Origin of the sequence: Natrinema sp. SYSU A 869 (assembly GCF_019879105.1) — an archaeon.
Classification (GTDB): Archaea; Halobacteriota; Halobacteria; order Halobacteriales; family Natrialbaceae; genus Natrinema.
Genome location: NZ_CP082247.1, coordinates 83,487 through 97,946, shown reverse-complemented (window position 1 = coordinate 97,946; position 14,460 = coordinate 83,487). Strand labels below are relative to the sequence as shown.

Genomic DNA, 14,460 nt, shown 5'->3' with positions numbered 1-14,460 from the left:
GTAGCTACTGAAGCGATTTACAGCTGATCGCACAGCCGTCATGCGATCAGGTGTGTATTGACTTTCAGCGACTATTATAAGTCATGTTGCCAGCTACGCCGAGGAACTCAAGCGACAACTGGACATCGAGACCGAGGCCGACGCTGACGAGTAGCTTTCATTTGGCGCACCAAAAGCCCATGTGGCCCCCGTCTCTCTATTCGGATATGTCTGGAATAAACCCTGAAACACCGTGGATACCCGCCGGTGCCGGCCAAGAATTTGATCCACTCGAGCATGCTAAGGTACATCCCTCTGCAGATCGACCGATTGTCATCACGCCACGAGGTGGTGATCGCGAAGTCGGACGGAGTTGCTACCAAATCGACACAGAGTATGGTACCTATCTCGTCGATTGTGGACTCAATCAAGGTGATGAGGGGGATTATCCCGACTTCCGCGGTCTCGGCCCAGAATCAGTCGACGCTGTCTTTCTGACCCACGCTCATATCGATCACTGCGGCGGGTTGCCCGTACTCGAGGCACAGGGGTACCTGAACGATGATGCATCGATCATCGCGACGCGACCGACGATCGACCTCGCGAAGACACTGCTTGAGGACTCGTTGAAGATCCATCGCCGGGAGACGAATCGCGGCGGTGGGGCACAGCAGTTCACTAAACAAGATGTACAGGCAGTGTTTGATCGCTTCGAACCCGTTGACTACGGCGGCGGTCGTGTCGAGGCCGTTGCCGACGAGGTCGACCGAGATCCGCTGATGTATCAGTACGGAAACGCTGCCCACCTGCTCGGTTCGGCGTGGCTCATGCTCCAGACCGAGGGCTATCGTGTCGTTTTCTCCGGCGATCTCGGTGGCCGCGCGAGCCATCTTCCAGATATCACGCCCCCACCGCAGGCTGATGTCTTGTTCCTCGAGTCCACTTACGGAGATACACACAGCCATACGGCATTCAGCGACGCCCAGACGACGATCTACAACGCCGTCGAACGGGCGTTGAACAACCGCGAGCCCGTCTTGATCCCGACCTTCGCTGTCGGGCGGGCACAGACGCTCCAATTGCTCTTTTCCGATCGACTTCATACGCTGCCCGGCGATCTTAGTGACCGGGTTCGACTTGTCGTCGACGGGATGGCAGAGGAGGCGACGGACCTCTACCACGAGTACGTCACCGATACGGACTATATGGACGAGGCGATCACGAATCGTGCGAAAGAGAGTGGTGATGACACGCCGTTTTCTCCACCGCAGGTCGAGTTCCCCCAGACCGACGCCGACCGGCGAGCGATTCTCGAGGACGCCGACCCATCCTCGGGCGGGAAGGTGCCGATCATCATCGCTCCCTCGGGGATGCTGACCGGTGGAAACTCCCCGCGATATCTCGTTGAACTCGCATCTCGGTTCCACGCTGCGACCGTTCTGCTCACGGGATATCAGGCTCTGCAGACGACCGGTCGGACGATCCAGAACCAAGTCGACGCTGAGACAGAGGAGGTACAGTTCACCACCAACGCCGAACCCTTTAGGACCGACTGGCCGGCTGCCGATAACGTGACCTGGATCACTGCTGAGGATTCGAACGAACCCGTGACTCGAGCGACAATCCCGACCGGGTGGGTATCGATAGTCGGCGGGTTGAGCGGACACGCTTCCCAGCAAGGGCTACTCGATTTCGCACGGACAGTCGATCCGGAGACGATCGCGTTGATCCACGGGCCAGACTATGCCCAGGAGCACCTCGGGAACCACCTCGCGAAGAACGTCGACAGCGTCGAGACGGTCACCCGAAGCCGGCGGTTGACGCCGATTGCCGTTGAACGCGAGGCCGATCCCGATACGGCGGCGCTGTCCGCGAAGATGTTCGAGAGCGAGCACAAGAACGCCTACGATCAGCTTGAGGATGTCTTTGAACTCATGTCCGCGCTGAACGAGGAGGTCGCCGCTGCACGGAACGATACTGGTCGGAGCGAAGCCGAGATCCGGGCGATCGTCCGAGACGAGATCGAGAAGGCTGGGCTGCTTGAGGACGAATAAGGTGGTCTCCAATACGTTTTGATCGGTGAATGAGACTGTTTGCATATGAGTAATTGACTTGCATATACGGCAGTCCTTTGAGATAACGCTTACAGCACTCCTCCCCCGAATGAACTTGATAAATATGCTGTTGAGAGACTGCCCCCAATCACTAGACTAGAGAGTGTAATCAGTCCATCTGATGGAACGTTAGCATGTATCCGTCAGGATCACGGACGGTAAACTGCCGGCCGAAGTTGCCTGGCTCAGGACCAGAAACGATCTTGGCATCAGATTCCACAACACGATTGTAAACGGAATCGAGATCTGAAACATCGAATCAAAGCGAACACCCTACTCCAGGGTTGTCGGGGAGAGAATTGAACGGTTCGCGAATTGCGAATATTGCGCCAGATTCGGTCTCGAAGACTCGAGCGACGGGTGGACTGTCGTCCTCGTTTACCGAGAACATCTGTTTGACATCCTCCCCGCCCTGAAGGGCGAGGATTCCCGACCGCGTTGGGATATTACGGTTCGCGGTTAGCAACCTGCTCTCGTGGGGCGAAACAGCCCTCACTACGGTCGAACAGGTGAACCGCTGGCTGTGCCAACCAGCCGTTATCCCTATCACCGCCATCCGTGACGAGACTCGGGAGTACCTTCTGCCGAATGTTCTCCGCACCATTCACGTCCGCATTCGCAACCGTATCGCACTCCTCACACACGTACAACCCGCGTTCAACGCGCTGGTTATCGTCTATGTGGCCGCACGCCGAACACGACTTAGACGTATCGCGTTCCGACACCAACTCTACGTCGATGCCCTCGGATTCTGCCTTGTAGTCGAGAAGCGTCGTGAAGCTGTCGAATGCCCACCCGTGCAAGTCGAGATTGCCGTGGTCGCCCCAATTCCGAGGCTCGCCGTTCTCGTCGTCTTCTCGGATGCCACCGAGGTCACCAACGACAAGCGTACCAACACTTCGTTCAACGCACTCTTCGACAATAGATTTCGAGAGTGCGTGCATGAAGTGTGTTCGACGACCCGTTCGCGTCCGGTCGAGACGAGTCGCCTCACGGGACGAGGAATCGTCGCACTTGGCTTTCTTCTTGGTGAAATAGTATTCGTCCTCTTTGAGTGCGCCACCCGGATACAACACCGACTCACCGCCGAATGAGACGGCGGCGAAGTTGCAAATACCGAGGTCAACACCAGCCACCTCGTCTCCCGGTGGTTCCGGGTCGATGGTGGTTCGACAGACGAATTGAAGTCGCCACTCGTCACGTTTGTAGACGGCGCGAACCTGTTGAATGTCCCACTCGGTCAGGTCAACATCTGGGCGAGTCTGATACTCGCACAAGATGAAGTCTGAACGGTGTTCTTTGAGGTTGCGTCCTTTTGAGAGGCGAACGCGGGTGAACTGTGCGTCGTGCTTGAAGCCAGCCGCTTTGAACGACACGGTTGAACGTGGGTGGGAGTCTCCGTTTTTGCGGTAGCCGGGCGGTCGGGCACGGTCGTCGCCGTTCCGACGCTTGCCGAACCAGCCGTTGAACGCTTCAGCGAGTTCTTCGAGAACGCGCTGACTGGATTGAGAATGTAAGTCCGTGTAGCGTTCGTGGCTTTTGAATTCGGCTTTGAGTTCCCCGTCATCGGGAATCTCGCCCGTTTCGTCCCACTGTTCTTGTGCGTAGTAGCGACCGACGTTCCAGAGTTTTGAGGCGGCCCATCCGAGTTGGTTGAGGTCGTCACGAACCTGTTGCTGGTTCAGTATCGTGGCCTCGAAGGTTCGGATGGTTCGACTCATTTTCTGGCTTCATAACTGGTTATGAACGCTGTTTTCTTAATAGTGTCGATTGACGTGGAATATCCGGCCTTGCTATCGACGGTGGATTGTGGAAGAGTTGTCGGCTGTATCCCCGCCCTGAACAGTAGTTGCCGATTCGACGCGACGGCCGAGCGAAGTCGTAGTTGATGAAGCGATTTGGATTGTGAAGCAGCGATGTTCTGGGCGATACAGAGATGGAAGGAGCGAAGAAACGCCGCTGCTGGCGGCGTTTCTGAGCGTTTCCACTCAGTTATGGCGTGCTGACCGATAAGCTCGGTCAGATCAATCAACCGCTATCCGTAGTCAGTCACAACGACGAATTCCTGGAAGAGACGCGTCGAGATCGGCGGTCTCTCTGGTATGGCACCAGCTGAGACGAGCACATTTGTGAGGATCCACAGATTGTACATCGCAACTGCGAACAGGAAGTAGAACAGCCGCACCGAGAACGTCGGCGCCGACGTTCTCGGGAGAAAATCACCGATCTGCCGATAGGATGTTTCAATTCCCTAGCGGCGGCGGAACGCCGCCGCGTACGCTCTCGCCGACTCTGTCTTGAGCTCAAGATTCGTCACGAACCAGACGTGCTCGTCTTCGGTTGATCGATGTGGAACGGCAAACACAGTTGCTGGAACTGAAGCAGTTGGTTTCCGCTTTCGTTGTATGAGATACTCATCGACGACCGTCTCAGCGCCGGCGCTGAGACGGTATTTCATCCCTTTACTCGGGCGTGCACGGACGATGTAGTTGATGTCAAGCTGTTCGAGTTCCGCAATGACGTGAACCTGATAGAAGCCTCTATCGAGGAGACGTGTCTGATCGAGACGTACTTGTGTGCCGTTTCGAGCAGCAAGCGAACGGCTTCGCGCTTGGCGCGAAAGCCGTTCGCCTCCAATGCCAGTACATCGAGTGTAAACCGCGTTCCTGGTGCAACGATACAGATCGTCGCAAAACAGTAGGTTCGAGTTGTTCCCTGATCGGGATAGGTGATCAGAACGTGGTCAGTGTCTGCATCACCGTAAAACCGCCACTGATGGAGGTCTATCGCAACATCGACACAGTCCGGCACTAGCCGTTGTTTCCTGAGAATCTCGAAGAGATCATCGCGGACGCCATCGAACTGGTCGTCGATGGCGTCCGCCTCCAGGTTCCGGAGATGGTAGAGAAGTGATTTTGCGAGTCCATTGCGAGCCGTCGACGTGACGTCGACGGGCTCGCCGTTGTTGAGTTGGCACGTTTTTCCAGCTGTATTGGCGAACTCTTGTTCGAAGGCGACACGAGAGAGAGAGCTTCGAGAAGCTCCTCTCTCGTGTAGCTCCCACACGGTTTGATGCTAAAGTCGAGTGCTGGATAAACGACGGTTGAGGCGGCACGACAGACCTGTTTTGCCTTATCAATCTCGACCATAGCGACCCTACCAGCAACGGTGCAAATTAGATTCGGCGTCTACTGTGAAGGGCGGGGTTTTAGCCTTGTAACTTCCATAAAACGATTCAGCGGCGTCGAGATCGCTTACTTGAACGGATGCGAAGTCAAGGGTATTGGTCATGGTTGTTGGCCGATTGGCCAAAAATGATATGTAAGCATAAGCGTTTCGCTGATCCGTGAAGTATTCCCGGAATAGAACGTAATTGCGAATATGAACGACGCTGACGAGACATACAAAGCCCTAATGGAGGCGACCCGCCAGACGCTTGCCTCGAAAGGGTATGAGGGACTGACGATGCGAGCGGTTGCCGGTCAGGCTGATAAAAGTCGTGGATTACTTCATTATCACTTCGAAAACAAAGACGACCTCGTCTACTCGCTACTTGATCACCTTCTTGAAAGGATGACAGCATCGATCCGCGATCCAAATGTTGGAAACCCAGTCCAAGAGCTACAACACATCCTCAAATGGAACGCGTATGGTCCAGATCGAGAGCCGTCGGGCGGTGATAACTACTTTCTTGCTATCTTTGCACTCCGTGCTCGAGCACCGTTTGACGACGAGATACGGCATCGACTCACCCGAAACTACCAACAAGTAGTCAACGAGTGCGCAGCTGTCATTGCTGGTGGTATCGAAGACGGCACTTTTCGGCCAGTGGGCCCCGAGGAGACCGCCGTGTTTCTCGTGACCGCAGTGGATGGAGCACGGAATACCGACCTCACTCTTGAGAGAACAGACACCCGACAGGTCGTTTTTGAGGCAATCGACCAGTACATAATCCCAGCGCTCACTATTAAGTATAACTTCGATTGAATTGGCCACTCGGCCAACTCCGTAATATTCGGAACTCTAAAAGATAGCTGGGGACTCGGTAACGGGTCGAGCGAGTTCGTTTCACTTTGCGACTTTGGCCGACTCTCAAGCATGCCATGTACCGAACACCGACTTCGGGAAGTCGTTGCAGACCTCTATATCCTGGTGGGACAGGCTATCGACTGGATCCCCGAGATGTCCGTCAGTGACCTCGTAGTACCGGCTTCGCGTCCGTCCGTTACCGCCCTCGGTCGACTCGACGATGACCACTCGACCAATGTGGGAGCTTCCGGTCCGAAGCGGCGACTCCACCGAAGTCGTTGTCACCTGGCTGTCGTCGAGCACTACCGCTGCTCCCTGCTGTTGACCCCTGATCGTCTCCAGATTCTCGCCGGTACCAACGCCCAACACCGCTGCCGAGTCTCCCCTCCGCCTCAAGCCGGTCGAGGGCTCGGAAGCACGGGTCAACGATAGAACGATCAGTTCTGTCTCTACATATCACGTTGGAGTGGAATTTGTATCCTCTCCGAAATACACCCATGTTCGAGTGTCTTGAGTCCGGATACGGCGGCTTGTGACGCGAAACCATAGTGGGTTCCAATCGTCACCCACCAGGACCGATCGCCCACTCCCAAATTGAGACGATTCCACCGTAGGGATTCGTACCGTCGACTGCATTACGACTGCGGATTCGACCGTCTCCCGGGGATCTGAAGAGCACGACCAGGGCATCGACGGCACAGACAACCAGCATCCCTACTGCCTCTGGCGAGTCCGGCACTGCATAGATCAACACCACGTTGATACCGATAATTGCTGTCAGCAGAGTCAAAATTGCCCATCTCTCGACTCTAGCTCCGAACCCAGACGTAACCGAGATCCAGTTTATTCGGCTAGCTTGAACGACCTACGAGGGCTCAGTCCCAGAGATCATGATCTCAACAGTCTCTCCTGCGTCGACATCGGCCTGTTCCATGAGTTTTAGAAACTGTTCACCGTCACCATCGGTAAACACACGTGCTTGAACGGTCTCTTCTTCGGGACAATCGAGTTTCGCTTTGAGAGTCTTGAGCCGCTCGAGAAGTTCCGCCTCAACAAACTCATCTCCGGCGTATTGTTGGGAGCCGTTCGTCTCAGTATCGGCGTCTGTCTCGTCGTCGGGAGCCGATGTGACATAGGGATTCGTTGACGCTCGAGCAAAGACGGTCTCGAGTGTCTCGAGATCGATCCCCTCCGCGTCCAGATCAACTGAGTCCCACCCAGTGGACGAGAGTGTTACAGTACCATCGAACGGCCGCTTTTGCGCTTCCTCCCATTGGCGTGTCTGAATCTTTGTTGCAGTCGTCTCCGTAATCCATTCAGGAGTCAGCCACTCGCCGTCCTCATAGAGCCGATGGATATCTTCGTCGTTCGTCCCCCAGGTGAAACAGTGATCGAAGCGGCGTTGGAACCGGTTGAGCGTGTCGCCCGTCGCGTGTTTGATGACGACTTGCGTCGGCGCAAGGGCATGAACGACATCGTCGATCGTCTCGATAGGTGGGTGGTTGCGAAGTTCGACGGCCCGTGTCGTACAGCGCACGTTCGAGACCGATGTAGTATCGCCTGTTGCGAGCTGGACAAAGACACCAGTGGGGTCGTCCGCAATTGCATCCAGGAGTCGAGACGTGCTTCCTTTCCGTGGCGTATCAGGTCCAGCGATCGTCACCCGTCCCTGTTCGAGTACCTTGGCAGTCTGCTCGAACACTTCCTGTGTATCAATCCCGGGAACGTCCAACTCGAGTGTATTGTACACTTTGGCAGCCTGGCCGACGAGCGTGACCGGGAGTTCTCGATCGAGTGCTGCGGTGATGTGGCCCACTAGCGTCGCATAGTGAATTCCAGTCAGTGAACTTGTCGCGACGACGACCTGCGAACCGGCGTACGCTCGTTCGAGAACCGTTTGCAACGATGCATTGAGCGCAGTCGTATAGGAGTCATCAGTCGAGGCGTTCAGAAGCACAGCATCGATTTCGAACGGGTAAGTGGTCTCCAGTCCTGAATAGCCTGCACAGGGGCGAGTCGTGAAATCACCAGTTGCCAAAAGGTGGTGCTCACCGGTCAAGCGGTCGTCGGCTGCGTTCTCATCCCGAAACCGGATCACGAAGCCAACTGCACCGGGTGTATGCCCTGCAGGGACCGGCCGAACCTCGAGGTCGTGGAGAATTGACGTCCAGTCCTCGATTGGCTCGAGTGCGTCGACGGCAGCGGAAATATCCCCGAGATCGTTATCCTTCTGTGCCTCCGGGAGTACGCGCTTGAGGATCGCTGTTGTCGCCGGCGAGGTGTAAATCGGTGCGTTGTGTCGAACGCTTCTCGCAAGTGTCCGATAGTGATCGATGTGAGCGTGTGTAAGAAGTATCGCGTTCAAATACTCGTCATCTGCGAGTAGCGAATCTAGATCGACATCGTCTCCAGAGTCGATGAGAACGCATGCGCGTGTTCCGTCATCGGTCATAAATCGGAGGAGTGTCGACTCGTTGCCGCTGTGAACGTTCGCATGTTGATAGGAAACGCGCATACTCTCAACCTTACTTGTGTTCGAGATTGCTTGAATTTCATGATATGGTTGTCCGAAAATGTGTCGCGGGAGACAGCTGCAAAACCCCTTCCTCAGCGAGCGCCGACGGCGCAAGCAGGGAGAGGATACAGCGTCGTTCGAGTTTCTTGCACTGTTCTGTTTCAGACCCACAGGCCCACGTTCCGCAATGTTTAAATACACGATATGTGAAACCTCTCCGACGGCGAAATCGAACATCGGCGTGAGCGCGGTCAGCAGCACCTTCTCGAACGCATCGACGATGACCTAATTCTCCAAGCGGCACATGAAATTGAAACCGAAAACGGGGGTAAGTAATTGACATCCTCCTCGCGCTGAAGAACAAGGACTCCCGACCGGATTTGGGATATTGAAGATTTGTAGCTATCTACGGTAGATTGGACAGAAGTTGTCGGATTCATCCCGTCGCTTTAGGGCTCTCTCCGTGAATATCCGGAATGTCGTAGAGTGTCCGCAGTGTCTGGGACATCACAATGAGGTTGAACGCTCGAGATGCGATCTCGAGGCCGGTGGCTAACCTGCCCTGTTCTCTGCGGTCTGCCTGTTCTCCGCGGTTGCACCGAAGCAGTCGATAGACTAAGCGGTTGTTGGATAGACTATTCGGTTAGACTAATGAGTTTTTCCACCGAGTGTCTACGACTACTGGGCCAACACGTGTCGAATCGGAGTCTGGCTGGCGGATCTCAGTCTCGCAATTCGTTTAGCACACAAATCGCAGACTCGATTCCCGATTCACCTGTATTCGACCTCAGACATCTACTCTATCCCACTCCAAGAATTTCCAAGAATTGGTAGAGCGTTCGATGGGGATGATCCTCGCCATCAGATATCACAGTACACCGAGGAACGTGCCAACTGTCGTGGGCGTGAAAGGCGACTCGCAGAGCGAGATGATAATTGGCACCAAGAGCAATCGAGACCGTCCTACCGATCGAAAAGCAACCGTGACTGTCCTATCGACGTACCCTCAACGACAACAGTCACAATCGAAGTGAGCGGGAGACGAAGATACCAAACCGATGCAGACACCCCTCTATCGATGTGTTTCTGCAAAGGAGTCACATTTGTCTCGAGCTGATCAGGTCGGCACTGCTCAAGAGAGACTACCGATGAGAGGGTTGAGTTCAGAACGATGAAAATGTGTTCACTTACTACGGGCTCAGTTATTGACCACTACTGACCAGGAACCGCATCAAGAGACGCCTCTATCGATATGTTCTGTATTGTGAGACCGCTTCCAGAAGATGTGATGAGAAAGAATAGAGGAGACAGACACCCCTCTATCGATGTGTTTTGGGCTACGGTCAAAGAGGGAAGGAGGCCATTCAGGAGAGAAAAGGGACCCGTCTTGCGAGAATATAGTTATAGATCGGAGTATAGACAGAGTATAGGGATGATTCTGTCCTCGAGGAGTTGTCCAGCGGACCGCGTTTGCAGGATGACAGAATACGATCAAGCCGAAACACATCGAACACATCGATAGAGGGGTGTGGGGGTATCTAGTCTAGATCTAGTCTAGTAGTATAGTAGAATAGAAAAGAGAACCCTGTTTTCTGGTCCGCTACACCCCAATTCCCAAAATCCAACGGAGCGATGTTCTATTACCGGTCACGCCTCAGCGACGCTCGTCAATTACCCCCTCTCTCTCGAAGTCTCAAACACATCGATAGAGGGGTGTCTGTCTCTAGGATCGATCAGTCAAGTCACTGTGCGTTCGGAACACTTCGTCGTTCGTCAGAACCTAATTCACTCATGTCCTTTTCTCTCTCCGTATATTACCGGTATATCAACCGTTCAATCGGGGATATACACATCGATAGGGGTGGGGAACACTTTTAGTCCTACCCTGTATGGATCATCGTATGGACGACGTTGAGGATCGTCGAGACGGGGCGGGGACATCGGAAAACGAGACGACAGAGCAGGCAGTTCCCTCATCTGATTCCACTACGCCCGAGACATCTCCCACCTCGACCGAGCCGTCGACGACAGATGAATCACAGTCGATCGAGGATATGCTACTCGAATTCGATCAACAGGAAGGGCTCATTCGAGATCGATCGCTCCTCGATCCAAATCATATCGTCGAGGAAGATCGAATCGTCGGTCGCGACAGGCAACTCCAAGAAGTTACCAAGATGCTTCGTGTCGCTCTCGGCGACAATCGCCCCCCAAATCTCTTTCTCTACGGTCCCTCCGGAACTGGCAAATCACTCATCACGAAAGCCGTCTGCAAGAACATCAGTAACATCTGTGAGACGCGAGATATTCGGTTCGGAACGATCGAGGTTAACTGCCAGGATCTCGATACTCTCGGCGTCGCCGTCTATGAACTAGCGAGTCGCGCTGCGGACAAAGCCGACGTTGCGGTCGAAGTCCCGAAACACGGCGTCGCGACGAAAGAAAAGTGGGACGAACTCTATCGTATCGTCAACGAGAACTTCGATTCGGCGGTATTCGTCCTCGATGAACTCGATATGCTCGTCGGGCGGCGAGATAAACAGGAGCCGGCGTTCTCTCGACTGCTCTATCAACTCTCTCGAGCCGGTGCAACGAACGATCTCACTGCGCATGTCTCTGTCGTCGCAATCTCTAACGATACGAAAATGATGGAGTCGGTTGGTAGTCGAGCCCTGAGTTCGTTCACGCCCGAGGACGTCCATTTCGACGACTACGATGCGAACCAGCTTCAGTCGATCCTCCGTCGCCGCCAGGACGCGTTCTATGAGGACGTCCTCGACGAGGACGTCATCCCGCTGGCGGCAGCCTTTGCGGCTCAGACCCACGGCGATGCTCGCAAGGCGATCGATCTGATGCGCGTTGCTGGCGAGCTCGCAGAACGTGAAGGTGATGGAAGCGTCCGTGAAGAACACGTTCGCGAAGCCCAAGACAAGGTCGAGAAGAACCGGGTCCTCGAAGTCGTCCGTGGTATCAGTACACAGAAGAAATTGTGCCTCTACGCAACGGCAGCCGTGGCTTCTGAGACAAACGACGAATCCGCTCGCAGTACAACTGGGTACAGAGTGTACCAGTTCCTCACGGACGCGATCGATGCCGAACAGTATCACCAGGAAACCTACGTCAACAAGATGAAGGAGATGACGACGTACTCGCTCGTCGACTTCGAACGTCGGAGCCACGGACCGAGTTCGGGGATGTTCCTCGAGTTCCAGTTCGGCGAACGTCCCGAGACGATCCTCGAAACGCTTCGCGAAGATTCGCGTCTCGACATGGTCTCTCCGGACGAAGTGACGAGTGTCGTCAACGCACAGGTTCGAAACGAGACGTGACACCGCTCGGTTCGATAGGCACCTCTATCGATATGTTTCTCCATCCACCACACACCTCTATCGATGTGTGATGTCGACCAACGGTAGCTGAGAGCTGGAAACGTAGCAATTTGTTATATACAGTATGGGACCAGCAGGTCTATGCAGTATAGTGATGGTATGTCTATTTATCCTCGATCTGTGATTATCTCGTCTCTTGGTGGCTTTTCAATTCCTGAGAACCCGGACACACCTCTATCGAAGTGTTTTCCTTTCGTTTCCAAAACCGTCGAGAGCTTCAATTGACCTCCTCCCGCGCCTGAAGACGCGGGAATCTCGCCACGAGATTTCAGGCCGAGTGCAACGACCCTATGGTTTCAAGACGCATACGTTCCAAGCGTCTTCTGCTGGGTTTCAGCATCGGCTTGGCTGTCTTGTGGCGCGGTCAAACGCGCCCCATCCTCAGCCGAGTCATCGTCGTCCGTGTGTTCTCTGAAACGACTCTCTCCGCTGAGGTAGCGGTCTGCGATGTTTATCGCGCCGTTCACATCCGCTTGGTACTCGCCCATCCAACAGCCGTCGTTCGTGCATTTGAACGTCGCCTGCTTTGGACGATACCCCACTTCACCGCACGAATGGCACTCCTTCGATGTGTTGCGCGGGTTCACCGTCTTGACGGGGATACCCTTCTCGACAGCTTTGTAGCGTATCTGCGCGTGGAGTTTGGCGAATCCCCATCCGTGGAGACGCCGATTCATGAAGTCGCCGTAGTCCATCGACTCCCGTATGTACGTCAGGTCTTCTAGAACAAGAACAGGATTCTCGACGGATTCGGCGTACTCCACAACTCCGCGGGTGACGGTGTGGAATATATCGTCTATCAGGTTCCACACGTCGTCCCTGAAGGACTCCGCGATACGCTCACTCCCGCGCGTCTGGAGTCGGCGAGTGGCAGTGAAGTAGGTCTTACGGAGCCGACGGACGGTCTTGCCCTCGTCAGCCCACAGTTCGGGCGCGGTCGGAGAACCGTGGTCGTCGCGGTGACACACCGTGACGAGTGACGCTTCTCCGATGTCTACTCCAATGGGTGTCTGTTCGTCGGTAGACACCACGGAATAGTCCTCCACGTTTCGGGTGGCGGTGACGTGGAGATACCACATCCCGTCCCGCTCGAATAGGCGACTCTCGCCCATCTTGGCGTCTCCCGCGTTCAACGCTTCCAGCCAGTCCCGCTGATCGGGATTCGGTTGTGCTGGTATCCAGAGGTGATAGTCTTCGTGATGGGGGATTTTGACGTACCACTCGATAGCGTTCTCGGGCTTGTGGTCAAGTCGCAGTCCTTCATTGGTGAAGCGAACGGGGTGGTCGTCGTGAAGTTCGCCCGCGTTGTAGGTCGTCGTAAGTTGCGGGACGTACTTCTTGAGTGCGTTCTTCGCGTACCCTGACAGGTCGTAGTTGACCACCACGTCATTCGCTTCGGTCTGGGTGGTACAACCAGCGTCGAACGCATCCGCGAGGGCTTGCTGGTAGGCGTCCCGCGTCTCACGGAGTTTCCTCTGCTTGTGGGCGTTTGGGTCGACCAGTTTCAGTTCCAGCGTCTTGGTGAGTTCCGTCATGTGTCACCCTCCTCGTGACGTCCCGAGAAACACGCCGCGTTTCTCGTGAGCCAAACAGAATTCATGAGTTCTGTTGACGCTGGATGTAGTCCTGAACCGTTTCGCTGGAGACGTTCCCCGCCGTCCCTGCGTAGTAGCCTCGCGCCCAGCGAATCTTCTCACTCTCGTTATCGGCGTAGCGGTGGTTGTATTTCCGCGAGGAAATTCCCTTGAACCAGTTAGCGAGAAGCGAGGGAGCGTGTTTCGGCGGGCTACTGACGAACAGATGGATGTGGTCGGGTTGGACGGTTATGTCGAGTATCTCTACTCCCTTCTCGTCGGCGATTTCGTGGAGGATGTTTCGCACACGGTCAGCGACCTCGTTGACGAATACCGACTGGCGGTACTTCGGCGACCACACGATGTGGTAGTTGAGGTTGTAGGTCGCGTGCCGTGTAGTCTTCATCCGTGTTGCATACTATAGTTCATACCGCCTTAATACCATCGATGAAGAGTAGGAAATCAATCAGTAGCGGAGACTCGTGAATTAACACAATGCCTATTGCTTGACCTCCGCCTAAAGACGGAGGTATGCGCTATCGCTCTGTATCAGGGTGCGACTGAGCAGTGCATAGTCATTAGTTCGTTATCTCAGAAGAATAGATTAGTTCTGTTCCGGGTGTTCCCTCTCAGGGTCTCACTCCCTCCCTTCCAGATGTAGCGTCTCGAGCGTTGACACCGAGGCGATTCACGAAAGACGGTATTCTCCTACTCAGAAGAGAGATTCGAACTGCGCTGTTGTGAATTAGAGAACCGTGGACTAGTATTGGAATACTGGAAGAAGAACAGCGGACATAGTGGTGTTAACTCTATTGGCAGCTTGGATATTCAGTGGTTGTAATCGAAGATAAAAGTCTTCA

The 14,460-nt window shown here is 54.7% G+C and carries 7 protein-coding genes and 1 pseudogene; 4 read left to right on the top strand and 4 right to left on the bottom strand.

Going from position 1 to position 14,460, the window contains the following annotated elements; all coding sequences use genetic code 11:
• Positions 1 to 206 precede the first annotated feature (206 nt).
• The gene (locus K6I40_RS00335) at positions 207 to 2,033 is read left to right on the top strand and encodes an MBL fold metallo-hydrolase (RefSeq protein ID WP_222913024.1); all 1,827 of its coding nucleotides are present in this window, start codon (positions 207 to 209) and stop codon (positions 2,031 to 2,033) included.
• Between the two features lie 506 nt (positions 2,034 to 2,539).
• On the opposite strand, the gene K6I40_RS00325 is transcribed toward K6I40_RS00335, so the two are convergent.
• On the bottom strand, positions 2,540 to 3,814 hold the full coding sequence (locus K6I40_RS00325) for an RNA-guided endonuclease TnpB family protein (RefSeq protein WP_222913019.1): 1,275 nt from the start codon (positions 3,812 to 3,814) through the stop codon (positions 2,540 to 2,542).
• Positions 3,815 to 5,474: 1,660 nt separating this feature from the next.
• Between K6I40_RS00325 and K6I40_RS00320 the strand changes: the two genes are divergently transcribed.
• Positions 5,475 to 6,080 (top strand): TetR/AcrR family transcriptional regulator, encoded by a 606-nt coding sequence (locus tag K6I40_RS00320; protein ID WP_222913017.1) that lies wholly within the window; start codon positions 5,475 to 5,477, stop codon positions 6,078 to 6,080.
• 907 nt (positions 6,081 to 6,987) lie between these two features.
• On the opposite strand, the gene K6I40_RS00315 is transcribed toward K6I40_RS00320, so the two are convergent.
• A complete protein-coding gene (locus K6I40_RS00315; RefSeq protein WP_222913015.1) occupies positions 6,988 to 8,637 on the bottom strand; it encodes an MBL fold metallo-hydrolase in 1,650 nt (549 codons plus the stop codon).
• Positions 8,638 to 8,850: 213 nt separating this feature from the next.
• On the opposite strand from K6I40_RS00315, the pseudogene K6I40_RS27515 reads away from it, so the two are divergent.
• Both K6I40_RS27515 and K6I40_RS00310 read left to right on the top strand, forming a co-directional pair.
• Positions 8,851 to 8,973: pseudogene (locus tag K6I40_RS27515) on the top strand (thioredoxin reductase); the annotation flags it as partial.
• A gap of 1,565 nt (positions 8,974 to 10,538) precedes the next feature.
• Positions 10,539 to 11,966 (top strand): orc1/cdc6 family replication initiation protein, encoded by a 1,428-nt coding sequence (locus tag K6I40_RS00310; protein ID WP_222913013.1) that lies wholly within the window; start codon positions 10,539 to 10,541, stop codon positions 11,964 to 11,966.
• Positions 11,967 to 12,322: 356 nt separating this feature from the next.
• Here K6I40_RS00310 and K6I40_RS00305 read toward each other — a convergent pair whose 3' ends face one another.
• Both K6I40_RS00305 and tnpA read right to left on the bottom strand, forming a co-directional pair.
• Complete coding sequence (locus K6I40_RS00305) at positions 12,323 to 13,561, bottom strand: RNA-guided endonuclease TnpB family protein (RefSeq protein ID WP_222913010.1); 1,239 nt, start codon at positions 13,559 to 13,561, stop codon at positions 12,323 to 12,325.
• 61 nt (positions 13,562 to 13,622) lie between these two features.
• Positions 13,623 to 14,006, bottom strand: coding sequence for an IS200/IS605 family transposase (gene tnpA / locus K6I40_RS00300; protein WP_222913008.1), 384 nt, complete (start codon positions 14,004 to 14,006; stop codon positions 13,623 to 13,625).
• Positions 14,007 to 14,460: the final 454 nt, after the last annotated feature.

Bases quoted from the DNA above. Each gene is read 5' to 3' on its own strand.
- K6I40_RS00335 (WP_222913024.1), top strand. From the start codon at position 207: ATGTCTGGAATAAACCCTGAAACACCGTGGATACCCGCCGGTGCCGGC.
- K6I40_RS00305 (WP_222913010.1), bottom strand. From the start codon at position 13,561: ATGACGGAACTCACCAAGACGCTGGAACTGAAACTGGTCGACCCAAAC.
- K6I40_RS00310 (WP_222913013.1), top strand. From the start codon at position 10,539: ATGGACGACGTTGAGGATCGTCGAGACGGGGCGGGGACATCGGAAAAC.
- tnpA (WP_222913008.1), bottom strand. From the start codon at position 14,006: ATGAAGACTACACGGCACGCGACCTACAACCTCAACTACCACATCGTG.
- K6I40_RS00315 (WP_222913015.1), bottom strand. From the start codon at position 8,637: ATGCGCGTTTCCTATCAACATGCGAACGTTCACAGCGGCAACGAGTCG.
- K6I40_RS00320 (WP_222913017.1), top strand. From the start codon at position 5,475: ATGAACGACGCTGACGAGACATACAAAGCCCTAATGGAGGCGACCCGC.
- K6I40_RS00325 (WP_222913019.1), bottom strand. From the start codon at position 3,814: ATGAGTCGAACCATCCGAACCTTCGAGGCCACGATACTGAACCAGCAA.